The 22520-nt window shown below is 74.3% G+C and carries 21 protein-coding genes; 6 read left to right on the top strand and 15 right to left on the bottom strand.

Going from position 1 to position 22520, the window contains the following annotated elements; genetic code table 11:
• Positions 1 to 130: 130 nt before the first annotated feature.
• Complete coding sequence (locus AB0K17_RS06545) at positions 131 to 1354, bottom strand: ROK family protein (RefSeq protein ID WP_365982299.1); 1224 nt, start codon at positions 1352 to 1354, stop codon at positions 131 to 133.
• 102 nt (positions 1355 to 1456) lie between these two features.
• On the opposite strand from AB0K17_RS06545, the gene AB0K17_RS06540 reads away from it, so the two are divergent.
• Together AB0K17_RS06540 and AB0K17_RS06535 are read left to right on the top strand one after the other, a co-directional pair.
• A complete protein-coding gene (locus AB0K17_RS06540) occupies positions 1457 to 2350 on the top strand; it encodes a DUF2797 domain-containing protein (RefSeq protein ID WP_365982298.1) in 894 nt (297 codons plus the stop codon).
• 26 nt (positions 2351 to 2376) lie between these two features.
• The gene (locus AB0K17_RS06535; RefSeq protein ID WP_365982297.1) at positions 2377 to 3177 is read left to right on the top strand and encodes a maleylpyruvate isomerase family mycothiol-dependent enzyme; all 801 of its coding nucleotides are present in this window, start codon (positions 2377 to 2379) and stop codon (positions 3175 to 3177) included.
• Positions 3178 to 3206: 29 nt separating this feature from the next.
• On the opposite strand, the gene AB0K17_RS06530 is transcribed toward AB0K17_RS06535, so the two are convergent.
• The 4 genes from AB0K17_RS06530 to AB0K17_RS06515 all read right to left on the bottom strand — a co-directional run bounded on the left by AB0K17_RS06530 (position 3207) and on the right by AB0K17_RS06515 (position 7817).
• Positions 3207 to 4391 carry a cytochrome P450 gene (locus AB0K17_RS06530; protein WP_365982296.1) on the bottom strand — a complete coding sequence of 395 codons (1185 nt, stop codon included), beginning with the start codon at positions 4389 to 4391 and terminating at the stop codon, positions 3207 to 3209.
• A gap of 45 nt (positions 4392 to 4436) precedes the next feature.
• A complete protein-coding gene (locus AB0K17_RS06525) occupies positions 4437 to 5798 on the bottom strand; it encodes an FAD-dependent oxidoreductase (protein ID WP_365964702.1) in 1362 nt (453 codons plus the stop codon).
• Positions 5788 to 5997 carry a ferredoxin gene (locus AB0K17_RS06520; protein ID WP_365964703.1) on the bottom strand — a complete coding sequence of 70 codons (210 nt, stop codon included), beginning with the start codon at positions 5995 to 5997 and terminating at the stop codon, positions 5788 to 5790. The genes AB0K17_RS06525 and AB0K17_RS06520 overlap by 11 nt, the downstream gene beginning before the upstream one ends.
• Before the next feature lie 578 nt (positions 5998 to 6575).
• Positions 6576 to 7817 carry a geranylgeranyl reductase family protein gene (locus AB0K17_RS06515; RefSeq protein WP_365982295.1) on the bottom strand — a complete coding sequence of 414 codons (1242 nt, stop codon included), beginning with the start codon at positions 7815 to 7817 and terminating at the stop codon, positions 6576 to 6578.
• Between the two features lie 190 nt (positions 7818 to 8007).
• Here AB0K17_RS06515 and AB0K17_RS06510 point away from each other — a divergent pair, with 190 nt between their 5' ends.
• A complete protein-coding gene (locus AB0K17_RS06510) occupies positions 8008 to 9399 on the top strand; it encodes a dipeptidase (protein WP_365964705.1) in 1392 nt (463 codons plus the stop codon).
• Positions 9400 to 9631: 232 nt separating this feature from the next.
• Here AB0K17_RS06510 and AB0K17_RS06505 read toward each other — a convergent pair whose 3' ends face one another.
• Together AB0K17_RS06505 and AB0K17_RS06500 are read right to left on the bottom strand one after the other, a co-directional pair.
• Positions 9632 to 10669, bottom strand: coding sequence for an NUDIX hydrolase (locus tag AB0K17_RS06505; RefSeq protein ID WP_365982293.1), 1038 nt, complete (start codon positions 10667 to 10669; stop codon positions 9632 to 9634).
• Between the two features lie 138 nt (positions 10670 to 10807).
• Complete coding sequence (locus tag AB0K17_RS06500) at positions 10808 to 11782, bottom strand: ROK family protein (RefSeq protein WP_365982291.1); 975 nt, start codon at positions 11780 to 11782, stop codon at positions 10808 to 10810.
• 147 nt (positions 11783 to 11929) lie between these two features.
• Here AB0K17_RS06500 and AB0K17_RS06495 point away from each other — a divergent pair, with 147 nt between their 5' ends.
• Entirely contained in the window at positions 11930 to 12970 is a 1041-nt protein-coding gene (locus AB0K17_RS06495; protein WP_365982290.1) for a LacI family DNA-binding transcriptional regulator, read from the top strand.
• 253 nt (positions 12971 to 13223) lie between these two features.
• Here AB0K17_RS06495 and AB0K17_RS06490 read toward each other — a convergent pair whose 3' ends face one another.
• The 5 genes from AB0K17_RS06490 to AB0K17_RS06470 form a co-directional block, all read right to left on the bottom strand.
• Positions 13224 to 14747 carry a carboxylesterase family protein gene (locus AB0K17_RS06490; protein WP_365982289.1) on the bottom strand — a complete coding sequence of 508 codons (1524 nt, stop codon included), beginning with the start codon at positions 14745 to 14747 and terminating at the stop codon, positions 13224 to 13226.
• A gap of 52 nt (positions 14748 to 14799) precedes the next feature.
• Positions 14800 to 16092 (bottom strand): aldolase, encoded by a 1293-nt coding sequence (locus AB0K17_RS06485; protein WP_365982288.1) that lies wholly within the window; start codon positions 16090 to 16092, stop codon positions 14800 to 14802.
• An 86-nt stretch (positions 16093 to 16178) separates the two neighbouring features.
• Positions 16179 to 16391: a hypothetical protein gene (locus AB0K17_RS06480; RefSeq protein WP_344433355.1), complete on the bottom strand. Its 213-nt coding sequence runs from the start codon at positions 16389 to 16391 to the stop codon at positions 16179 to 16181.
• A gap of 97 nt (positions 16392 to 16488) precedes the next feature.
• Positions 16489 to 17025 (bottom strand): DUF5134 domain-containing protein, encoded by a 537-nt coding sequence (locus AB0K17_RS06475; protein WP_365982287.1) that lies wholly within the window; start codon positions 17023 to 17025, stop codon positions 16489 to 16491.
• A gap of 142 nt (positions 17026 to 17167) precedes the next feature.
• Positions 17168 to 17560: a VOC family protein gene (locus tag AB0K17_RS06470; protein WP_365982286.1), complete on the bottom strand. Its 393-nt coding sequence runs from the start codon at positions 17558 to 17560 to the stop codon at positions 17168 to 17170.
• A 76-nt stretch (positions 17561 to 17636) separates the two neighbouring features.
• Between AB0K17_RS06470 and AB0K17_RS06465 the strand changes: the two genes are divergently transcribed.
• Positions 17637 to 18185, top strand: coding sequence for a GNAT family N-acetyltransferase (locus tag AB0K17_RS06465; protein WP_365982285.1), 549 nt, complete (start codon positions 17637 to 17639; stop codon positions 18183 to 18185).
• A 21-nt stretch (positions 18186 to 18206) separates the two neighbouring features.
• Here the strand turns inward: AB0K17_RS06465 and AB0K17_RS06460 are convergent, their stop codons facing one another.
• Genes AB0K17_RS06460 through AB0K17_RS06450 form a run of 3 tightly spaced genes read right to left on the bottom strand, consistent with a single transcriptional unit; the run spans position 18207 to position 20748 of the window.
• Complete coding sequence (locus AB0K17_RS06460) at positions 18207 to 18995, bottom strand: amino acid ABC transporter ATP-binding protein (protein ID WP_365968478.1); 789 nt, start codon at positions 18993 to 18995, stop codon at positions 18207 to 18209.
• Complete coding sequence (locus AB0K17_RS06455) at positions 18992 to 19891, bottom strand: amino acid ABC transporter permease (protein WP_365982284.1); 900 nt, start codon at positions 19889 to 19891, stop codon at positions 18992 to 18994. The genes AB0K17_RS06460 and AB0K17_RS06455 overlap by 4 nt, the downstream gene beginning before the upstream one ends.
• Positions 19888 to 20748, bottom strand: a complete 861-nt coding sequence (locus AB0K17_RS06450; protein WP_365982283.1) for an ABC transporter substrate-binding protein — start codon at positions 20746 to 20748, stop codon at positions 19888 to 19890. Before AB0K17_RS06450 ends, AB0K17_RS06455 begins: the two co-directional genes overlap by 4 nt.
• Positions 20749 to 21093: 345 nt before the next feature.
• Between AB0K17_RS06450 and AB0K17_RS06445 the strand changes: the two genes are divergently transcribed.
• A complete protein-coding gene (locus AB0K17_RS06445) occupies positions 21094 to 22491 on the top strand; it encodes a DUF6421 family protein (protein ID WP_365982282.1) in 1398 nt (465 codons plus the stop codon).
• Positions 22492 to 22520 lie beyond the last annotated feature (29 nt).

Here is a 22520-nt window from a genome sequence, read left to right as displayed (position 1 = left end):
AGGACACACGGCCCCACCCCGAGGGGCGCGGGGAACTGCGCGACAAGCCACAACCGACCCGCACCCGACCGCGCACCCCGCAAGCGCACCGCACCCCGCAAGCGCACCGGCACCGGCACCGGCACCCGCGTCAGCCGACGAGCACCCGCAGAGGATCGTCCAGCACCGGCTGCCAAGCCGCCTCCGCCGCCCCGATGAGACTGTTGAAGTCGAGGGTGCAGGCGAGGATCGGGACGCTCCCGCTGCGCCCCCACAGACTCCGGTCGGCCACGACCGCCCGCAGCCGCTCGGGATCGGCCTCCAGCAGTTCGCGATGCAGCCCGCCGAGCAGGATGCGATCCGGGTTGAGGATGTTGACGAGTCCCGCGAGCCCGAGCCCGAGCCGGTCGACGACCAGTTCCGCCGCGGCCCGTACCGCCGGGTCGGAGTACTCCGAACGGAGCAGCTCCCGCGACTGCTGCAGCAGCGACACCGCGGGGCCCGGCGTGCGGCCGGCCGCCGTGAGGAAGGCGAGCGGGTCGGTCTCGACGTCGAGGCATCCGCGGCTGCCGCAATGGCACGGCAGCCCCGTGGGGTTGACGGTGAGGTGGCCGACTTCCAGGGCGAGCCCGGAGCTGCCGGTGTGGGGCCGGCCGTCCAGGACGAGCGCCCCGCCGACCCCCCGGTGGCCGGTGGCCACGCACAGCAGGTGTCGCGCGCCGCGGCCGGCGCCGTGCCGGTGCTCGGCGAGGGCGGCGAGGTTGACGTCGTTGCCGGCGACTCCCGTGAGCGGCCCGCCGTCGGCCCCGGTGATGCCGCTCTTGGCGAGGGCCTCGGTGAACAGCCGGCGTACGGGCGCGCCGGCGGGCCAGGACAGGTGCAGCGGGTTGAGGGCGGTGCCGTCGGGTTCGGCCACGGCCGAGGGCACGGCGAGGCCCGCGCCGAGGCACTGCCGGCCGGTCTCGTGCAGCAGTGCGGCGCCGGCTTCGACGACGGCGTCGATGATGCGGGAGGGGTCGGCGGGGACGTCCATACAGCCGGGTGCGGTGGCGACCATGCGTCCGCCGAGGCCGACGAGGGCCGCCCGGTAGCCGTCGGCGTGGATCTGCGCGGCGAGGACGACCGGTCCCCCGGGGGCGATGGACAGCCGGTGGGAGGGGCGTCCCTGGGCGCCGGCGGCCACGGGGTGCGGGTCGACGGTGATCAGCCCGAGGGCTTCCAGTTCGGCGGCCACGGCGCCGGCGGTCGCCCGGGTCACACCGAGTTCGGCGGTGAGCACGGCGCGTGTGGGCGCACGGCCGGTGTGTACGAGCTCGAGGGCCGGGCCGAGCGCCCCTCTGCCCCGCTCCAGGCGGGTGGTCCGAGTCTGGGTCACACTCCTATTCTGACTTTGTACCGTCGCTGAACAAAAAAGGGACGGTCGCCCGCGTGTCAGTACCGGCTGGCACGATGGCTGCGTGAGCGAGGGGAGGCTGCCGTGGTGATCGCCGCGGAGCGTGACTGGCTGTGCGCGGGCCTGCGCTGGAGCGCGGACGGCCCGGCCCTGGTGTGGCGCCGCCCAGGGCACGACGAGCGCTTCTCCCCGCTGCCGCCCGGCAGGGCGCTGTCCTTCGCCACGGGCGCCGGCCGCCACTGTGTGGGCGTGCGCCGCGGCGGTCGGCACACCCCGTGCCCGACCGGTGCCGGCGTCCCCGCCACGGTCGCCTCGGCGCAGTGCGCCGACTGCGCCCGTCTGGACCGCTCCCGCTCCGTGGCGGCGGACACCCTCGCCGACGACCCCCGTCCGTACGACGTGTACCTGGCGTGGTTCGGCCCCGGTCTGATCAAGGTCGGCATCACGGCCACCGAGCGGCAGGGCGCCCGCCTGCTCGAACAGGCCGCGTTGTCGTACGTGTTGCTGGGGCGCGGCCCGCTCATGGCAGCACGCCGCGCGGAGGCCGTGCTGGGCGCCGCCCTCGCGGTCCCCGACCGCATCCCGTACGCGGCCAAGCGCGCCGCCCGCCATCCGCTGCCGCCTTCGCAGCGGCGCGCGCAGGAGCTCGCGGCGACGCACGCGCAGGCGCTCGGGCTGGCGGGGCTGCCCGAGTCGCTGCAGACGTTGCCGCCGACCGTGGTGCACCACGACGAGGCGTTCCACACGGAGGGCATACGCACCGGCGGGGCCCTGGTGGAGCTCGCCCCCGGGTGCACGGTGGTGGGCCGGGTGGCCGCCGTGGCGGGCCCGGACATCCATCTGGCGACGTCCGAAGGGCGCCAGCTGATCGTCGACGCGCGGCAGCTGGCCGGCTGGCCGCTGACGGCGGCGGCGCCGGACGCCCGGACGACGGCGGCGGTGCGGGCCACGACGGCGGAGCCGGAAGCGCTCTTCTGAGGCCGCCCCGCCGCTACGGTGGTGCCATGACGGCCCTGAGCTTCGAGCGCCACTGCGCGGAAATCCTCGCGCAGTCGGCCCTGTTGAGGTCCCACGTCAAGGGGGCGGACGCGGACGCCCCGGTGCCCACCTGCCCCGAGTGGACCCTCGGCCAGTTGCTGCGGCACCTCGGCGGTGCCCACCGGTGGGCGGAGACGGCCGTACGGACGCGGGCGCAGGAGCCCGTCCCCGACGCGGAGCCGAACACCGTCCCCCGGCACACCGGCGAGGACCTCGACCCGCTGGGCTCCTGGCTGGAGGAGGGCGCGGCGCTGCTGGCGGGGGCCCTGCGCACGGCGGGGCCGGCCGCGCCGGTGTGGTCGCCGGTGCCGGAGGAGTCGGCCCGCTACCGGTGCGCCGGGTTCTGGGCCCGCAGGATGGCCCACGAGACGGCCGTGCACCGGGCGGACGCGGCGCTGGCGGTGGGGGCGGAGTTCGCGCTGGACGCCGAGGTGGCGCGGGACGCCGTCGAGGAGTGGCTGGGCTTCGCCGGCCTGCCGGAGGCGTACGAGGCGGCCCCGGGCCGGCCCGGCCTGCTCGGCCCCGGCCGCACCCTGCACTTCCACGCCACGGGGGACCGGCCCGCCGACTGGTTCGTCGACCTGACCGGTACGAGTCCTTCCGTCCGCCCGGCACCGGCCGACGCGGCGGTCACGGTGCGGGGCACGCTGACGGACCTGCTCCTCTTCCTCTACCGCCGCCCGGCCCCGGACGTCCGTGTCACCGGCAACGCGGACCTGCTGGCGCTGTGGCTGGACCGCACGGGCTTCTGGCTCCAGGAGGAGTGAGCCCTACCTCAGCCGTACCGGGCGCCTCTTCATAGGTGGACGGGGAGGTGGCGGGGGCCGCGGAGCATGGCGTTCTGCCGGTAGGGGGGCGGGTCCTGGACCAGGCGGGCCGTACCGAGGTGGGGGATCAGCGCGCCGAGTGCGGCCTGGGCTTCGATGCGGGCGAGGGGGGCGCCGTAGCACAGGTGGATGCCGCTGCCGAAGCCGAGGTGCTGGTTGTCCGGGCGAGTGGGGTCGAACCTGTCGGGCTCGGGGAACCGCATGGGGTCGCGGTTGCCCGAGGCCAACACCAGTACGACGGATGCGCCCGCGGGAATCGTGGTGCCGGCGACGTCGATGTCGGCGAGGGGGACGCGCTCGCGCATATGGACCGGGGGTTCGTAGCGCAGCAGTTCCTCCACCGCTCGTGGCAGCAGGTCGGGATCGCGACGCAGGCGGTCCAGCTGCTCGGGGTGGCGCAGCAGGGTGAGCACGCCGTTGGTGATGAGGTTGACCGTGGTCTCGTGCCCCGCGATGAACAACAGGATCGCGGTTTCCGCGAGCTCCTCCCGGGTGAGCCGCAGGGCGGGGTCCGGCTCGTTGACGAAGGCGGAGAGCATGTCGCCGGTCGGGTGGTCACGGCGCTGCTCGGCGAGGTCCAGCAGGTAACGGCCCATCTCGATCCGTGCCTGATCACCCGCCCGGGTCCGTTCGGTGGCGTCCTCACCAGGCTTCACGTCGGCGGATGTGACCAGGGCGTCGGACCATTCCCTCAGCAGCGGTTCGTCCTCGCGCGGTACGCCGAGGAGCCGGCAGATCACCGTGACGGGCAGGGGGTAGGCGAAGTCGTCGACGATGTCGATCTGCCGGCCCGCCTGGACGGTGTCCGCCAGCTCCTTGGTGATCCGGGCGATTTCGTCGCGCATGGCATCGACCCGGCCCGGGCTGTGCGGTGGGCCGAACGGCCGCATGGCCAGGGTGCGCAGCCTGTGGTGCTCGGGGTCGTCCAGCCGCAGGAACGGCGGCCGTGGTGCCGTCTCGCCTCGGCTGCGGGGTTCGGCACTCATGCGCGGGTCGTGGAGCAGAGCGGCGATCTCGTGGTAGGTGCCGACCAGATGGCTGCCGTCCGTTTGCCGCACCACGGGACCGGCCTCGCGGAGTTCCGTGTACAGGGGATAGGGGTCGGGGCGGCTGGCGTAGTCGGTGATCCGTGCCAGCAGGGTGTCGGAGGCCATGGTGGCTCCTCGTCGTCGGGCGGGACGCGGGTCGGGGGGTGGGTTCTACACCACGATCAGCCGGCGGTCGGGCAGGTACCCGGTGAGTGCCACGGTGGGGCCGTGGGTGAGCCCCTTCGGGTCCGGCACGTCGGAGGGAATGGTGATGTCGGCCGCGATCGCGCGGTCCGCTGCGCCGGGTGGGGGCGGGAAGGGAGCGGCGGTCTCGATCAGGTGCCGGTAGTAGTTGAGCGATTTGGCCATGTCGACGGTGACCGCGGCGGTGACCCGCCCCTGGTAGCCGTAGACCATCGCCAGACGCCGCGCCTCCAGAGAGCCCTGGGCGATCACCACCTGGTCGGAGAAGGCGGGCACGCCCACCGACTTGATGTTGAGCCCGAACTGGCTCGACCAGAACTCGGGCACGGCGAGGTGCGGGCGTCGCAGGGGGCCCGGACTGACCATGTTGTGGGCCGCCACCTCGGCCTGCGCGATCGCGTTGCCCCAGTGCTCCAGGGAGAGCATCTGATACCCGAACAGCGGATGGGGGAAGCGGGAGACGTCGCCGGCCACGAAGACGTCGTCGGTGACGATCCCGTACATGGTGAAGGCCCGGCAGCCGGCGTCGCAGGCGATACCGCGCGGGCCCGCCGCCAGTCCGGAATCCGCCAGCCATTCCACGTTGCGGACCGCTCCCAGCGCCACGACGCACACGTCCGCGTCGACACGGCTGCCGTCGGACAGGTCCGCACCGTTGAAGCGGCCGTTCCCGTCGCCGCGCAGGGTGGTGACCGTCACCCCGCAGCGCAGGTCCACCCCGTGGTTGCGCTGCATGACGGCCGCGAGTTTCGACAGGGTGCCGCCGAGCGCGCCCACCAAGGGCGCGGGGCCGCGCTCGGCGACCGTGACCTCCAGCCCCCGTTCCCGGCAGGCCGAGGCGATCTCCGAGCCGGTGAAGCCGCCACCGATCACCAGGACCCGCCGCGGCCCGGCGGCCAGCCGCTTCGCCAGCTCTCCGGCGTCGTCACGGGTGCGCAGGGTGAACACCCCGTCCAGGGCGGCCTCCTGCGGGTGGGGCCAGGGCCGCGCACGGGTCCCGGTGGCGATCAGCAGCCGGTCGAAGGGCAGCGACTCGCCGGTGTCCAGCACCACCCGTTTCGCGAGCGGGTCCAGGCCCGTGGCACGTACGCCCAGCCGCCAGTCGGCGTCCGGGTCCCGCCGCATCGGCAGCCCGGTGCTGTCCGCTGCCGCGTGGCCGAGGAGCACCTGCTTGGACAGCGGTGGCCGGTCGTAGGGCGGATGGGGCTCGTCCCCCACCACGGTCAGTGAGCCGGTGAAGCCCTCGTCGCGCAATGCCTCCGCGGCCCTCAACCCGGCCAGCGACGCACCGACGATGACGAAGCGGCCGTCCTTGAGGTCACCGGGCACCCGCGTTCACCTCTTCACCGAGGAGGATCGCCTGGACCGGGCACGCCGCCGCGGCCTGGCGCACGTGCTCGACCTGGTCGTCGGGGACGGCCGGGGCGTACAGCAGCCCCTCCTGCCCGTGCAGGTGGAACACCTCCGGCGCGAGGAACACGCACTGCGCGTAGCCCTGGCAGCGCGTGAGATCCACAACGGTCTGCATCCTCACCACTTCCTCCGTGGCCTCGCCCCCTCATTGCCAGCATGAGGGGAAATGCGGTCGCACGCACGACCACGCCGGACGCGGCACTCCCGACCGGCGCATCCTGCTCGCCCAGGCACTGGCGAGTGCGCCGGCGTCCGACGCCGTCCTGGCAGCCCGGTGAGCGGCGTGCACGAAGACCGCTGCGCGGCACGGACCCGGGCCACACTGCGCCAGGCCCTGCCGGAGGAATGCGCCGGCCGTCCGAGCGGGCTAGGCCGTGTCCGGCGGATCTTCGTCACGCGCCACCACGGCGCCCCGTAGGGGCGCGGGGCGGTGTCAATGTGCGGCTGCCGCCGCGTGGGCGCGACAAGCCACGGCGCGCCCGCAGACGAAGTGCCGTGCTGCGCCCGGACCCCGCGGGGGTGATACGTCGTCTGCAGGCCGCCGGTGGCTGATCGCGCCCACGCGGCGGCAGCCGCAGATCGACAACGCCTCGCGCCCCTTACGGGGCACTGCATGATCCGCCGGACACGGCCTAGCGCCCGGAGGAACGAGGTCCGTGCTCCCGCCCGGCCCCCGCCGGCCCCGCGGCGCCGTCAGGCGCCTGCCGGCGGGGCCGGGCGGTCGACGCCCGCCAGGGTGCGGCGGGCCATCGGGTGCGTGCGGACGATCTCGGCGAGCGTCGTCGAGCCGCTGGTGATGCGCGCGAAGGCGCGCCACGCCGGGCGGAAGCCGGTGACCGCGGCGTGGATGAGGCCGGGCCGGCGTTCGAAGAGGGCGAGCATGCGGCGCCCGACGCCCATCTCGACCCCGAGCCCGGCCTTGATGGCGAAGGCGTAGTTCAGGGCCTGGCGGCGGGCGTCGACGGCGTCCTGCGCCTCGGCGATGCGTACCGCCCACTCCCCCGCCAGCCGGCCGGAGCGCAGGGCGAAGGAGATGCCCTCGCGCGTCCACGGCTCCAGCAGCCCGGCGGCGTCGCCGCAGACGAGGACCCGGCCGCGGGAGAGGGGGGAGTCGTCGGTGCGGCAGCGCGTGAGGTGGCCGGAGGAGATCTTCGGCTCGAAGCCGGCGAGGCCGAGGCGGCCGATGAAGTCCTCCAGGTAGCGCTTGGTGCCGGCGCCGTCGCCGCGGGCGGCGATGACGCCGACGGTCAGGGTGTCGCCCTTGGGGAAGACCCAGCCGTAACTGCCGGGCATCGGGCCCCAGTCGACGAGCACCCGGCCGGCCCAGTCCTCGGCCACGGTGGCGGGCACGGGGATCTCGGCCTCCAGGCCGAGGTCGACCTGCTCGAGTTTCACGCCGACGTGGGCGCCGATGCGCCCCGCGCTGCCGTCGGCGCCGACCACGGCGCGGGCCAGGACGGTGCTGCCGTCGCCGAGGACGACGGCGACAGTGCGCCGGTCGGGCACGGCCGCGCCGTGCTGTTCGACGCGCGAGACGGTCGCTCCGGTGCGCACCTCGGCCCCGGCAGCCTTGGCGACCTCGACGAGTCCGGCGTCGAACTCGGGCCGGTTGATGAGCCCGAAGAGCATCCGCTTGGAGCGGCGGGTGCGGGTGAGTCTGCCGTTGAGGGAGAAGGTGACGGCGTGCACGCGGTCGCGCAGCGGCAGCTCGAAGCCGGGCGGCAGCGCGTCGCGCGAGGGGCCGATGATGCCGCCCCCGCAGGTCTTGTAGCGGGGCAGTTCCGCCTTCTCCAGGAGCAGCACCCGGCGGCCCGCGGTGGCCGCGGCGTGGGCCGCCGAGGCGCCGGCGGGCCCGGCGCCCACCACCACGACGTCCCAGACCGCCTCCCCGGCCGTCTCGCGTCCCTCGTCCCGGGCTGCGCTGTCGCTGCTCACCTGTGCCTTCGCTCCCCACACCTACACGGCAACGGCTTTCGTCCGCATCCTACGGCCCGTCGCGGCGCGCCCCCTCGGGGGTGAGGCCGGGAGGGAGCGTGGGAGGATCGACGGACACATCCGTGCATCCGTACGAAAGGTGCGGTCACGGCACGAACGACCGCTGCCGCGTCTCGAAGGAGAGCGTTCCATGGACACGTCCTCGTCCCGCCTGCCGGACCCCGCCGCGCTGGCGACCACCGTCGCCGGGCTCACCGGACGGGCCCGGACCGAACTGGCCGAGCTGGTGGCCTTCCGATCGGTGGCGGACGAGGCGCAGTTCCCCAAGAGCGAGTGCGAGGCGGCCGCGAACTGGGTGGCCGGCGCCCTGCGTGCCGAGGGCTTCGAGGACGTGGCGCTGCTGGACACCCCGGACGGCACCCAGTCCGTCTACGGCTACCTGCCCGGCCCGGCCGGGGCGCCGACCGTGCTGCTGTACGCCCACTACGACGTCCAGCCGCCGCTGGACGAGGCGGCCTGGGTCTCCCCGCCGTTCGAGCTGACCGAGCGCGACGGGCGCTGGTACGGCCGGGGCTCGGCCGACTGCAAGGGCGGCTTCATCATGCACCTGATGGCGCTGCGGGCGCTGAAGGAGCACGGTGGCGTGCCGGTCGGCGTGAAGGTGATCGTGGAGGGCTCGGAGGAACAGGGCACCGGGGGCCTGGAGCGGTACGCCGAGGCGCACCCGGAGCTGCTGGCGGCCGACGCCATCGTCATCGGTGACGCCGGCAACTTCCGCCTCGGCCTGCCCACGGTGACGGCCACCCTGCGCGGCATGACGCTGGTGCGCGTCCAGGTGGACACGCTGGAGGGCAACCTGCACTCCGGCATGTTCGGCGGTGCCGCGCCGGACGCGCTGGCGGCCCTGATCCGCGTCCTGGACAAGCTGCGCGACGAGGACGGCTCGACGGTCGTGCCCGGTCTGGAGGAGCAGGCGGCGGCGAGCTGGGAGGGACTGCAGTACCCGGAGGAGGACTTCCGCAAGGACGCCAAGGTGCTCGACGGCGTCGCGCTGATCGGCTCCGGCACGGTGGCCGACCGGCTGTGGGCCCGCCCGGCCGTGACCGTCCTCGGCATCGACTGCCCGCCGGTGGTCGGCGCGACCCCGTCCGTGCACGCCAGTGCCCGCGCCCTGATCAGCCTGCGGGTGCCGCCGGGCACGGACGCGGCGGCGGCGACGGAGCTGCTGGCCGCGCACCTGCAGGCGAGCACCCCCTGGAACGCCCGGGTCTCGGTGGAGCAGGTCGGCCAGGGCCAGCCGTTCCAGGCGGACACCTCCAGCCCGGCGTACGAGGCGATGGCCCGGGCCATGGGCGTCGCGTACCCCGGCGAGGAGATGCAGACCGCGGGCATGGGCGGCTCGATCCCGCTGTGCAACACCCTCGCCTCGCTCTACCCGCAGGCGGAGATCCTGCTCATCGGCCTGAGCGAGCCGGAGGCGCAGATCCACGCGGTGAACGAGAGCGTCTCGCCGCAGGAGCTGGAGCGACTCGCCCTGGCCGAGGCCCTCTTCCTGGTGGACTACGCGGGCAGCAAGGGCTGACATGGGGCGCCCCGTAAGGGGCGTAAGGGGCGCGGGGCGGTGTCGATCTGCGGCTGCCGCCGCGTGGGCGCGACAAGCCACGACGCGCCCGCAGACGAAAGTGCCGGGGCGGCACGTTGGCCGTAGGCCGCCGGTGGCCGATCGCGCCCACGCGGCGGCAGCCGCGGATCGGCACTGCCCCGCGCCCCCGTGGGGCGCTGCATTCGCCGGGACAGGCTCTGGCGCTGCGCCCTCACCCCACAGGGACCCCGGCCTCCAGGTTGTACGGGCAGCCCCGCTCCCGGGCGCGCAGTGCCCAGCGCAGTCGGCTCAGGCGGACCGGCGGCAGCATGGTGACCGCCTCGTCCTCGGTGACGAAGCGCCAGCCGCGCAGCTCGGAGCCGGGCAGCAGCAGGCGGTGGGCGTCGGCCGAGTGCAGCCGGCCGCCGTCGAAGAGGAAGCGCATGCCGCCGAAGCCGGGTGGTTTGGGCGGCTCCCAGTCGACCACCAGCAGGCGCGGCACGTCCTGCAGTTCGATGCCGATCTCCTCGGCGACCTCGCGCATTCCGGCCCGGGCGGGGGCCTCGCCCTGTTCGACGACGCCGCCGGGGAACTCCCAGCCGGGCTTGTAGGTGGGGTCGACGAGCAGGAAGCGGTCGTGTTCGTCGAACAGCAGCACTCCGGCGGCGAGCGTGGCCGCCGTGGGCTCGGGCGTCTGGACGATGGGGCAGTAGCCGGCGGTGCCGTTGCGGACGGCCTCGGCGACGTGTGCGGCGACCTCGCGCGGGGTGCGGCCGGCGGTGTCGACGACCAGGCCGTCCTCCTTCAGCCAGCCGAGGGCGGCCCGGTAGGGGGCGAGGTGGTCGCGCGCCCACTGCCGTACGGACTCGCTGCGCACCGCGTCGCCGGGGAACTCCTCCCGTGCCTCGATGCGCTCCCGCAGTATCGTTTCGTCGGCGGTGAGCACCACATGGCGCACCTGGATCCGCCGGGAGGCGAGAGCACCGAAGATCTCGTCGCGGTACTCCTGGCGCAGCAGCGTCATCGGCACCACGAGCACCCCGCCCACCTCGGCCAGCAGCGCCGCCGCGGTGTCCGCCACCATCCGCCGCCAGATCGGCAGGTCCTGATAGTCGGTGACCTGCTCCATTCTCTTGTGCGGCAGCAGGTGCCGCAGCGCCGCGCCGATCACCTCCGGGTCGTAGAGAGTGCTGTCCGGAAGGAGCCGGACCAGTTCCTGCGCCGTGCTGGTCTTGCCGCCACTGAACGGGCCGTTCAGCCAGACGATCACGGTTCCCCCTTCTGCGCGGTCCCCCAGGGACCGCCCCCGACAGCACGTCCCGCACCACCTTGCCACGGAAACCTGTACGAGGGGCATGGTGCCCGCGCCCGATCGCCGGGCCCGTCTTGACCAGGGCCTGAGCCCACGTCATATGCCGGGGGCGTTCCCCGGCAGTCCCCACAGCCCCAGCTCCCCCGCGGCCGCGGCCGCCGCACCCACCAGACCCGCGTCCGCGCCCAGCCGGGCCGGAACCACCTGGACGCCCGCGGCGAAGGACAGCGCCGCGTACTCGCGCAGGCATGCGCGCAACGGGCCGAAGAGCACCTCGCCCGCCCCCGCCACGCCGCCGCCCACCACCGCGACGTCGACCTCCACCAGGGTGGCCGTCGCGGCGATACCGGCGGCCAGCGCCCGGGCGGCGCGGGCGAAGGACGCGCGCGCGACCTCGTCCCCGGCGCGGGCCGCGGCGGCGACGGCCTCGGCGCTCGCGTCCCCGTCCGCCCCCGGCCGCCAGCCCGCGGCCAGCGCCCGGCGGGCGATGTTCGGTCCGCTGGCGATCCGCTCCACGCAGCCGCGCCCGCCGCAGGCGCAGCGGTCCCCGTCGAGGTCGACGCTGATGTGCCCGATGTGGCCGGCGTTTCCGGTGGGGCCGGGGTGCAGGCGACCGCCCAGCACCAGACCGCCGCCGACGCCCGTGGAGACCACCATGCACAGCGCGTTGTCGTGGCCGCGGGCGGCGCCCTGCCAGTGCTCGGCGGCGGTCATCGCCACCCCGTCGCCCACCAGCGCCACCGGGAGCCCACCACTGGCCGCTGCCACCTCGGCGACCAGCGGAAAGCCGCGCCAGCCGGGTACGTTGACGGGGCTCACGCAGCCGGCGGAGGCATCCACGGGCCCGGCGCTACCGATGCCCACGGCCCGTACGCCCGACCACTCGGCGGCCGCGGCCAACTCGCCGAGGACCGCCGCCACCGCGGCCATCACCGCGGCCGCGTCCCCGTCCGCCGGGGTCGCCCGGCGGACGCGCCGCAGCAGCCGGCCGCGGCCGTCCACCAGCGCTCCGGCGATCTTGGTGCCGCCGATGTCGAGAGCGGCGACGAGGTCGCCGGGGTCGGTGTGCACGGTGCTCGCGTCTCTCCTGGGTGCGGCCGGGCCGTCGGTGTACGGGCCCCAGTCTCACCGGGGTTGACAACGTTGTCCACCTCTATGCTCGACACCGCCCCGCGCAACCGGCGGCCCCCGTACGCACAAAGGACCGGAAAAACGCCCATGAACACCGCCCGCGGCCCCCGGCAACCGCGCTACGGCGCCCGCCCCACCATGAAGGACGTCGCCGCCCGCGCCGGCGTCGGCCTGAAGACGGTCTCCCGCGTGGTCAACGGCGAACCGGGTGTCACCGCCGAGACCGAGCGACGCGTCCGCGACGCCATCACCGCCCTCGGCTTCCGGCGCAACGACAGCGCCCGCATCCTGCGCAAGGGCCGCACCGCCTCCATCGGCCTGGTCCTGGAGGACCTCGCCGACCCGTTCTACGCGCCCTTGAACCGCGCGGTGGAGGAAGTCGCCCGGGACCACGGCGCCCTGCTCTTCAACGGCTCCAGCGCCGAGGACCCCGAGCGCGAACAGGAGGTCGCCCTCGCCTTCTGCGCCCGCCGCGTCGACGGCCTGATCGTCATCCCGGCCGGTCACGACCACCGCTACCTCGAGCCCGAGATCGCCGCCGGCATCGCCACCGTCTTCGTCGACCGGCCGGCCGGGCTCATATCCGCCGACGCGGTCCTCTCCGACAACTTCGGCGGCGCCCGCGAGGGCGTCGCCCACCTCATCGCCCACGGCCACCGGCGCATCGGCTTCATCGGCGACCGACCCGGCATCCACACCGCGGCCGAGCGACTGCGCGGCTACCGGGTCGCGATGGCGCAGGCAGGGCTGCCCGTGGCCGAGGAGTGGCTGGGCCTCGGCCCCACCGCGCCCGACCGCGTACGCGCCACGGCCGACCGCATGCTCACCGGCCCCGAGCAGGTCACCGCCCTGTTCACCGGCAACAACCGCGTCACCGTCACCGTCCTGGGCCTGCTGGCGCGTTCGCCGCGGCCCGTGGCCCTCGTCGGCTTCGACGACCTGGAACTGGCCGGCCTGCTCTCCCCCGGCATCACGGTCGTGGCCCAGGACGCCGCCCGCCTGGGCCGCACCGCGGCCGAACTGCTCTTCCAGCGCCTGGAAGGCGCCGAGAACACCCCACGCCGCGTGGAGGTCCCCACCCGCCTGGTGGTCCGCGGCTCCGGCGAACTGCCGCCCGCCACGGGGTGACCCCCGGACCGTCGCCCCGCAAGGGGCGCACCGACGGCCTGCGGCCGAAGTCCCACCCCAGCACTCCGCCCACGCGCCCACGCGCCCGCAGACAGGGGGCCGTACTTCGCCCGGGCCTCGGGGTGGCACGTCGACTGCGGGCCGTCGGTGGCTGATCGCGCAGTTCCCCGCGCCCCTACGGGGCGCCCCGTAGGGGCGCGGGGAACTGCGCGACAAGCCAGGACGCACCCGCAGACGGGGCCGTGTCGTGCCCCTACGCGCCGTCGAGCAACGGCAGTGCCGCGAAGACGTGGTCCTGCCACAGCAGGCGGGACGCCTCCTCCGGGTAGGCGGTGGTCACCGGCCGGGTGTCGAACAGCCGCGTCAGGCGCTGCTCGGTGTCGTACGCGGGCCAGCCGGGGTCGCCGTGCACGGCGAAGGCCGTCCACGCGGCGCGCAGGGAGGCGGAGACCTCCTCCGCGGCGGGGCAGGCGCCGTCGCCGATGAGCATCGTGGCCAGGCCGCTGCCGAGGTTGCCGAACACCAGCGGGACGTCGAGGCCGTGGCAGGCGCCGAAGGCGCCGCCCATGCCGGGGGCCGCCCAGGTCAGCTCGTACAGGTGGGCGCGTCCGCCGCCGGCGGCCCGGGCCGTGGCGAGGTGGAGGCTCGGCATGCGGAACAGCCGGTCGGAGTTGACCTGTTCGTACAGCTCGCCCGGGCCCGCGGCCGGGAAGGCGTCACGGTAGCGGCGGGCGCCGTCCGGGCCGGGGGCGAACCGCTCCAGGGCGGTGGCCGCCTGCTCCGGCGTCACCTGGCCGAGCGTGCCGTCGGCCATGTCGAACAGCCGCTGCTCGTCACGGGTGTGGCCGACCACGAGGTCCACGTCCCGGCCGGCGCCACGGGCCAGGGCCTGCCAGGGGGTGGCGGTCAGGACGTCGCCGTCGACGACGGGCGAGAAGAGGACGGGCCGGTGCGCGATCGAGCCCCAGCGCCCCGCGAACGCGGCCGCCTTGGCGCCGACCGCGTCACCGGCGGCCGACAGCCGGTCCGGGGCCACGGCCGCGAGGTCGGACACGGTGGGCCGCAGGCCCAGCTCGGCGGCGCAGACGGCGGTGACGTCGGCGGCGAGTTCCGGTGAGAAGAAGGTGCCCGGCACGCTCTGTGCGACGGCCCGGCGGAAGAGCCCGGCCGCGCGCGGCATCGTCATCAGCGCGGCGATCGACCCCGCGCCCGCCGACTGGCCGAAGACCGTGACCCGGTCCGGGTCGCCCCCGAAGGCCCGGATGTTGTCACGGACCCACTCCAGCGCGGCGATCTGGTCGAGCAGCCCCCGGTTGGCGGGCGCCCCCTCGATCTGCGCGAAGCCCTCGATGCCCAGGCGGTAGTTGAACGTCACCACGACGAGACCGCCCTCTCGCGCGAGGCGGGCCCCGTCGTACTCCGGCTGGGCCGCGGTGCCGATGATGTAGGCGCCGCCGTGGATCCACACCAGCACCGGAAGCCCCGCCCCCGTACGCGGTTCGGGCGACCAGACGTTGACCGTCAGCCAGTCGGTGCCGGTGTTCCGCGACAGTGCGTCCATGCCGAACACGGCGGCCTGCGGTGGCGGCGGACCGTACGTCACGGCCTCGCGCACGCCCTCCCAGCGCCCGGCCGGCCGGGGTGCGGCGAACCGCAGGCCGCCCACCGGCGGCTCGGCGAACGGGATCCCGCGGAAGACCGCCACGCCCTCCTCCGCGCTGCCGCGCAGCGCTCCGGAGGCGATGCGCACTTCGGGTGCGGATACGTCAGTGGTCATCGCAGTCCCTTCCCGGGCACGTGGTGGCCGCCACGTCGATGGTCCCGTCGGATCAGGACGAGCGCCAGCCGTTTTCCACAGCCCCGGAACGACCTGCCACGTTGCTCAGGGCGGACAGGTCGAGGCCTGTCGGGTCGGTGACCTCCGCCGCGTCGAGCGCCCCGCAGTCGATGCCCCGCAGCAGGAAGCCGGCCAGCGCCCGTGCCGTCGCCGGCTCGTCCAGCACGGCGCCGTCGCCGCCGCCGGCGGCGTATGCCGCCAGCCGGGCCACGGCCGGCCCCAGGCCCTCGCGGTAGAAGGCGTACACCGCGGCGTACCGCGTGGGCAGCTGTGCCGGGTGCATGTCCCAGCCCTGGTAGTACGCCCGTTCCAGCGAGCGCCGCACCAGGGCGTGGTGCAGCCGCCATCCCTCGTGCACGCGTTCCCGCGGGCCGACGGGCAGGACGTTCGTCGAGCCGTCCGACACGCGCACCCCGGTGCCGGCCGCGGCGACCTGCATCACCGCCTTGGCGTGGTCGGCCACGGGATGGTCCGGCGACTGGTGGGCCGCCGCGACCCCGCACGCCGCGCTGTAGTCGAACGTGCCGTAGTGCAGGGAGGTCACGCGCCCCTCCCCCGCCTCGACGAGCCGGGCGACCGTGGCCCGGCCGTCGGGCCCGAGCACGGCCTGCGTGGTCTCTATCTGTATCTCGAACCCGAGCCGGCCCCCGGGCAGACCGTGCGCCTTCTCGAACTCCTCCATCAGCCGCACCATCGCCGCCGCCTGCGCCGGGTGGCTGACCTTGGGCAGCGTGACCACCAGCCCGTCCGGCACCCCGCCCGCGGCGACCAGCCCGGTGAGGAAGACGTCGAGGGTGCGGATGCCGCGCTCGCGCACGGCGGCCTCCAGGCACTTGATGCGGATGCCCGTGTACGGCGTCCCGGTGCCGGCGGCCACCAGCCGGGCGGCCCGTGCCGCGGCGGCGTCCTCCTCGGTGTCGGGGCGCACCCCGTACCCGTCCTCGAAGTCGATGCGCAGATCCTCCACCGGCTCCCCGCCCAGCTTGGCCCGCACGCGGGCGTACACCTCGCCGGCAAGACGCTCCGGCAGCCCCAGCACCGCGCCGAACGCGGCGGCGTCGGCCGCGTGCTCGTCGAGCGCCGCAAGCGCCTGCTCACCCCAGGCCCGCGCGGTGCCGTCGCCGAAGGCGTCGGCCGGGACGTACACGGTGTGCACCGGCTGACGCGTCCCCGGCTCCCCGGGATAACGCCGCGCCAACGCGGCATCGACCGGCCCGAGCAGAGCCCCGATGCGCTCGCTCACCGCGCGCGAGAAGGTCGTCACGACTTCCGGCTGCGTCCCCATGCGTCCCTCCGCCACCTTGCGTACTGACCGTCCGGTGGCGCGAACGTAGCCAGGCGCGCGGGCACGGGGCAATGGCGCGGCCGGTGTCAGAAGTACTCGCGCACCACGTGTTCGGCCGCGCGGTTCTCGGCGGTGGGTGGGTCCAGTTCGCTCAGGGAGAGCAGGTCGGTGTCGTCGCGCAGGTAGTCCTCCCAGGTCGCGGCCAGTTTCTCCTGCTCCTCGCGCGGCAGCTGCTGGACGTCCTCCCGGCTGGCCGGGCTCAAAGCGTGGAGAAACCGCGTCACGGTGTCCGTCTCCATGGGGCCTCCTCGTGGGATCCGTCCTCCGGACGGATCTCTTCCAGCGCCCGGCGCGCGGGGCACCCGGGGGGACGGCAAGGTCACTCGGACGGAGCCGTCACAGGGTCAGGAGCATGGTCAGCATTCCTATGGCCATCGACAGCCGGCAGGCGTGCGTCAGCTCGCGGCCCGGCGGCCGCGGGGGGCCGCCTGCCGGGGCGGGTACGGGGACGACGGCGGCCGCGGTGCGGACGACGTAGGCGGCGAAGTACAGCAGGAGGAGCCCGGTGAGCAGGGGGGTGCCCGCCGGGCGGTGGTGGCCGGCGTGCGTGCCCTGGGCGGATGCCGGCACCATCGCCACGGACATGTAGACCATCGCCAGAGCTCCCACCGTGTGGTGCAGGTGGTGCCCGGTCACCAGGGCGCGCGCGGCCGCCGCGGCGAAGAGCACGGCGAGGAGCACCGGTCGCCAGGGCAGGGTGTCCCAAGCCGTGGTGGGCACCGCCATGGCGGCCATGCCCAGGCCCATCACCGCGTCGTCCGCCGCGGACCGGCGCTCCCCCGCGGCGCCGGTCCGGGCGCGCAGGAGGCAGTACGCCCCGGTGGCCGTGCACAGAACGACGAGCAGCCAGCCGGCCAGCGGCGGTCCGTGCACGGCGCACCTCCCCGGGCGTGCACACCTCCTGGGGAGGCTGCCCGCCCGCGGGGCCGCGCACGGGAGCGCACGGGCGCACGGCGGGAGCACGCCGGTGCCGTCGCATGCGCCCGCTCACCGCCGGCGCACGAGGTACGCCTCCTCAGATGCCGGGCCGGTAGCGCAGCGGGTGTCCCTCGGGGATCTCGACCACCGCGATGCGCACGCCGTCGGGGTCGGCGATCCACATCTCGATCAGTCCCCACGGCTTGCGCTCGGGGGCTTCCAGCACCGTCACGCCGCGGGCGGCGAGCTCCTCGTGGGCCGCGGCGACGTCGGCGACCTGGAGCCACAGTTCGAGTCCGGGGGCGGGTGGGGCCGGGGAGCGGCCGGAGACCTCCAGGAAGCCGCCGCCGAGGAAGTAGACGACCCCGCGCTCGGGGCCGGTGCCGAATTCGCGGTGGACGGCGAGGCCCAGCGTTTCGCCGTAGAACGTCCGGGACCTCTCGGGGTCGGTCGGTCGCAATAAGAACCTGCTGCTCAGTACGTGCACCATGCCGGTGACTGTACGCATTCCGGCTCGGCTAGGGTCGTACGTACGCCCGAACCCGCGCGAAAGGATCCCGGTACCCATGGAGACCGCCACCCCCGGCACGGACCTGCCCGTCTTCCGGATCGCGCACGCGGGCGACGTGCCCGCGCTGGTCGCGCTGGTGGAGTCGGCGTACCGGGGCGACGCCAGCCGCGCGGGCTGGACGACGGAGGCCGACCTGCTGGACGGGCAGCGCACGGACGCCGCCGGTGTGCTGCGTCTGCTGGACGACGCCGGCAGCCGGCTGCTGATGGCCGAGCAGGACGGCGAGCCGGTGGCCTGCTGCCACCTGGAGCACCGCGGCGACCACGTCTACTTCGGCATGTTCGCGGTCCGGCCGACGGCGCAGGGCGGCGGTCTGGGCAAGCTGGTGATGGCCGAGGCGGAGCGGCTGGCGCGTGCCGAGTGGGATGCGCGGGCGATGCACATGACGGTGATCAGGCAGCGCGAGGAGCTGATCGCCTGGTACGAGCGCCGCGGCTACCGCCGTACGGGGCGGATGAGCCCGTTCCCGTACGGCGACGAGCGGTTCGGCATACCGCGCCGGGCGGACCTGGAGTTCGAGCTGCTGATCAAGGACCTCGTCTGAGACCTCGCCCGGCCGGCGGCCTCACAGCCGTCCCGCCGCCACGAGGCGGCTGAGGAAGCGCCGGGTGCGCTCGTGGCCGGGCTCGCCGAGGACGCGGGCGGGGGTGCCGCGCTCGACGACCACCCCGCCGTCCAGGAAGCACACCTGGTCGGCGACGTCGCGGGCGAAGCCCATCTCATGCGTGGCCAGGACCATGGTCATGCCCTCGTCCTTCAGGCCGCGCACCACGTCCAGCACCTCGCCGACGAGCTCGGGGTCGAGGGCGGCGGTGATCTCGTCCAGGAGCAGCAGCCGGGGCCGTACGGCCAGGGCCCGCGCGATGGCCACGCGCTGCTGCTGGCCGCCGCTGAGCCGGTCGGGGTACTCGCCGGCGCGGTCGGCCAGGCCGAGCCGCTCCAGCAGGGCGTGCGCCCGCTCCTCGGCCTCGGCGCGGGGCACGGCGTGCACGCGACGGGGGGCGAGGGTGATGTTCTGCAGCACGGTCATGTGCGGGAAGAGGTTGTAGGCCTGGAAGACGACGCCGATGCGGCGGCGCACGGCGTCCTGGTCGGCACGGGGGTCGGTGATCTCGGTGCCGTCGAGCAGGATGGCGCCGTCGTCGATCTCCTCCAGCAGGCCGGCGCAGCGCAGCAGGGTGGACTTCCCCGAGCCGGAGGAGCCGATGAGCGCGGTGACGGTGTGCGGGGCGACCTCCAGGTCGACGTCGCGCAGGACGACGGTGCCCTCGAAGGACTTCCGCACGGCTTCCAGGCGCAGGACGGGTTGCCCGGGCCGGTCAGCAGCGGCCGTGGGCGCGGTCGTGGCGGTCACAGCAGTCCTCCCTTGGCGCGGCGGCGGTCCATGCGGGCGGTGACGGCGTCGGTGAAGCGGGTCATGGGGACGGTCAGGGCCACGAAGATCAGTCCTGCGACGACGTAGGGCGTGTAGTTGAAGGTTTTCGCGGCGCTGATCTGCGCGGCGTAGACGGCGTCCACCGCTCCGGCGATGGAGACCAGGCCGGTGTCCTTCTGCAGCGAGACGAGGTCGTTGAGCAGCGGCGGCCCCACGGCCCGCACGGCCTGCGGCAGCACGACGAAGCGCAGCGTCTGCCCGGTGTTCAGGCCGAGCGAGCGGGCGGCCGCGCGCTGGGAGGGGTGGACGGAGTCGATGCCGGCGCGGAAGACCTCGGCGACGTAGGCGGAGTAGGTGAGCACGAGCGCGGTGCCGCCGAGCAGGACGGGGTCGGTGGTCACGCCCTGCAGGCGCAGGGCGGGGACGCCGAAGACGACCATGAGCAGGCAGATGATCAGCGGCAGGCCGCGGAAGAAGTCGGTGTAGGCGGCGGCGAGGACGCGCAAGGGGAGGAAGACCGGTCCGCGCAGGGTGCGGGCGACGGCGATCAGCAGGCCGAGGACGAGGACGGCCGCCCCGCACACCAGCAGGAGCCGGATGTTGAGCCACAGTCCGGTGAGGATGTGCGGCAGGGCCTCGCGGGCGTGGTGGTAGCTGAGGAAGGTCTGCCGGGTGCGGGGCCAGCCGGGCGAGTTGACGACGAGGAGGACGAGGACGAGGGCGGTGAGCAGGGTGCTGGCGGCGGCGAGGGTCCGGGCGCGGCGGGCGCGGGCGCGGGCGAAGCGCTCGCGTTCCAGGCGCCGGGCGGAGGGGACGTAGCCGTCCGCCTCGGGTGCGGCGTCCTTGGGCCGGGCCGTCGTCCCGCGGGCCGTCATCGCAGCTCCGGTGCGCCGGCGGCATCCGCCAGCCACTGCTTCTCCAGCCGGGCCAGGGTGCCGTCGCCGCGCAGGTCGTCGACGGCCTTGCTGACGCACGGGGTGAGCCGGCTGCCCTTGTCCAGGACGAGCCCGAACTGCTCGGCGCGGGCGCCGGTGGCCGGGAGCTGGCCGACGACCTTCGCCTCGGGCACCTCGGCGGAGGTGATGAAGAAGGCGGTGGGCAGGTCGACGACGACGGCGTCGACCTGACGGTTCTTCAAGGCGCTTTTGGCGTAGTCGTTCTTCTGGAAGACCGCCGGCTGCCGGTCGGGCCTGATGACGTCGTTGACGACGTCGAGGCTGGTGGTGCCGACCTGGGCGCCGAGGCGGGCGTGCCGGAGGCCGGCGGCGGTGGTGGCCTGCGCGGCCGGCGAGTCCTTGAGGGCGACGACGGCCTGGCGCACGGTGTAGTAGCCGCTGGAGAAGTCGACGGCGCGGCGGCGTTCGTCGCTGATGGAGACCTGGTTGATGGCGAAGTCGAAGTCCTTGGGGCCGGGTGCGACCGCGTTGTTGAAGGGCACCGTGCGCCAGCGAACCGCGGAGCGGTCGAAGCCGAGGCGGCCGGCGACGGCGTAGGCGACGGCCGACTCGAATCCCTTGCCACTGGCGGGGTCGTCGCCCTGGAACCAGGGGGCGTAGGCGGGCTTGTCGGTGCCGACGGTGAGTGTGCCGGGGGTGCGCGTGGCGGGTCTCGGGCCGGTGCAGGCGGCGGGTGCCGCGGTGTCGGTCTCGTCCTGCGGCGCGCAGCCGGTGACCGCGGCGAGCAGCACGGCGAGGGCGGCGGCCAGGCGGGCGGGCTGGGTGGCGACGGGCATGGCGGGAGACTGGCAGCGGCCGTGCGGGGCTGTCCAGAAGGGATCACCGTCCGTCCGGATGGCGGAAGGTTGTTGCCGGTTCATGAACCGGCCGCAACGTGGGTAGGCGTCCGGGAAGGACGGTGCACCGCGCGCGTGGCCGGTTTTCGCCCGTGTCGCCGGGGTGAAAGGTGCGCCGAGGGTGGCGTATGTCCTCTCGCGTTGCCTCGCACGGGGGAGGCGCACAGGAAAAACGTCGGTCCACCCCGGGGGGTTGCAGGATAATTTCTCGCCACGGCCCTTGAGCTGAAGAACCTCGCCTGGATACGGTGTCTTAACGCCAGGTTCTCCCGAGGAGGGGCAGTCGTGACGGAAATTCTTGCGTCGACAGCGGTCAAAACCGACATTCTGTCTGACGATCGTGTCGTGGAGCACCCGGCCTGGGCCGCGCTCAAGACGGCGGTCGAGACGATTCGGCCGTGGCAGTCCGCCGACGGCTCGATCGACCTCACCGCCGGCGGAGCGCCGCCGGGCGAGGCGGTCCGGGCACAGGTCGAGGCGGTCATAACGGCCGTCCAGGAGCTCTCCCCGCTCCTGCCGCACGACGCCGCGTACCACGAGGCCCTGGTGGCCGACCTGCGCCGCTGGGCGGATTCGGGCTTCGGCGTGCCGGACTTCCTGGACGCACTGCTGGCCTTCCGGCCCGCCGCGCAGCGCGCCGACGGCCTGCAGCACCTGGTCGTCTTCCCGATGTACACGCAGAACGGCAACCTCGACCGCAACCTGGAGGCCGTCGTCCTGCGCGTGGTGTGGCCGGAGTGGCTGGCCGAGCTGGAGCGCACCCGGTACGACAACCCGCTCTTCCTCGGCATCACGTTCGAGGACTTCACCGCGGGCTACGACACCAACTCCGCCGTGCTCTTCCCCGAGACGATCGCGGTGCGCGAGGCCCCCGAGCGCTTCACCTGGGGCGGGATCTTCTGCGACCGCGAGGCCGCCCGCTTCCGCCGGGTGACCGAGGCGGCCGTGGAGACCCTGCGCGTGGACCTGCCGGAGGACATCGCGGCGATGCTGGGCGACCAGAAGCGCTGCGAGGAGGCGTTCGTGCTGTGGGACATGGTCCACGACCGCACCCACAGCCACGGCGACCTGCCCTTCGACCCCTTCATGATCAAGCAGCGCCAGCCGTTCTGGATGTACGGCCTGGAGGAGCTGCGCTGCGACCTCACGGCGTTCAAGGAGGCCGTGAAGCTGGCGGACGAGGGCTACCCGCAGGCCCGTGACGTGCAGTTCGCGGTGCTCTTCGACCGCATGTTCCGCTTCCCGCTCACCGGTGAGCGCGTGCGCAACTACGACGGTCTGGGCGGTCAGCTGCTCTTCGCGTACCTGCACAAGCACGACGTCGTACGCTGGACGGACAACACCCTGCGCATCGACTGGGAGCGGGCCCCGCAGGTCACCAACCAGCTGTGCGGCGAGATCGAGAAGCTCTACCGGGACGGCATCGACCGCCCCAAGCTCGTGCACTGGTTCGCCGCCTACGAGCTCGTCTCCTCCTACCTGGCCCCCCACCCCGGCTCCGTGTGGGCCAAGGGTCCCGACGCCCTGGACCTCACCCAGCCGCCGCGCAAGCTCGTGGACGAGGTGCTCCCGGACGAGTTCCCGCTCAGCATGTTCTACGAGGCCCTTGCCAAGAAGCTGCGGTCCGTGATCGCCTCGACCAAGGGGATCACCGCGGCGGACGTGGAGCGGGTCGCGGCGTGAGCGAGCAGAACGTGAGCGAGCAGGAGAAG

Source organism: Streptomyces sp. NPDC049585, from assembly GCF_040675615.1.
Classification (GTDB): domain Bacteria; phylum Actinomycetota; class Actinomycetes; order Streptomycetales; family Streptomycetaceae; genus Streptomyces; species Streptomyces luteosporeus.
Note: the sequence above shows the minus strand (reverse complement) of the source record. Positions and strands in the feature narration are given on the sequence as shown.

What these genes read in the sequence shown, in the direction of transcription:
- AB0K17_RS06520 (WP_365964703.1), bottom strand. Translation starts at nt 5,997, where the DNA reads ATGCAGACCGTTGTGGATCTCACGCGCTGCCAGGGCTACGCGCAGTGC.
- AB0K17_RS06455 (WP_365982284.1), bottom strand. Translation starts at nt 19,891, where the DNA reads ATGACGGCCCGCGGGACGACGGCCCGGCCCAAGGACGCCGCACCCGAG.
- AB0K17_RS06495 (WP_365982290.1), top strand. Translation starts at nt 11,930, where the DNA reads ATGAACACCGCCCGCGGCCCCCGGCAACCGCGCTACGGCGCCCGCCCC.
- AB0K17_RS06485 (WP_365982288.1), bottom strand. Translation starts at nt 16,092, where the DNA reads ATGGGGACGCAGCCGGAAGTCGTGACGACCTTCTCGCGCGCGGTGAGC.
- AB0K17_RS06465 (WP_365982285.1), top strand. Translation starts at nt 17,637, where the DNA reads ATGGAGACCGCCACCCCCGGCACGGACCTGCCCGTCTTCCGGATCGCG.
- AB0K17_RS06535 (WP_365982297.1), top strand. Translation starts at nt 2,377, where the DNA reads ATGACGGCCCTGAGCTTCGAGCGCCACTGCGCGGAAATCCTCGCGCAG.
- AB0K17_RS06480 (WP_344433355.1), bottom strand. Translation starts at nt 16,391, where the DNA reads ATGGAGACGGACACCGTGACGCGGTTTCTCCACGCTTTGAGCCCGGCC.
- AB0K17_RS06450 (WP_365982283.1), bottom strand. Translation starts at nt 20,748, where the DNA reads ATGCCCGTCGCCACCCAGCCCGCCCGCCTGGCCGCCGCCCTCGCCGTG.
- AB0K17_RS06510 (WP_365964705.1), top strand. Translation starts at nt 8,008, where the DNA reads ATGGACACGTCCTCGTCCCGCCTGCCGGACCCCGCCGCGCTGGCGACC.
- AB0K17_RS06530 (WP_365982296.1), bottom strand. Translation starts at nt 4,391, where the DNA reads ATGGCCTCCGACACCCTGCTGGCACGGATCACCGACTACGCCAGCCGC.
- AB0K17_RS06470 (WP_365982286.1), bottom strand. Translation starts at nt 17,560, where the DNA reads ATGGTGCACGTACTGAGCAGCAGGTTCTTATTGCGACCGACCGACCCC.
- AB0K17_RS06490 (WP_365982289.1), bottom strand. Translation starts at nt 14,747, where the DNA reads ATGACCACTGACGTATCCGCACCCGAAGTGCGCATCGCCTCCGGAGCG.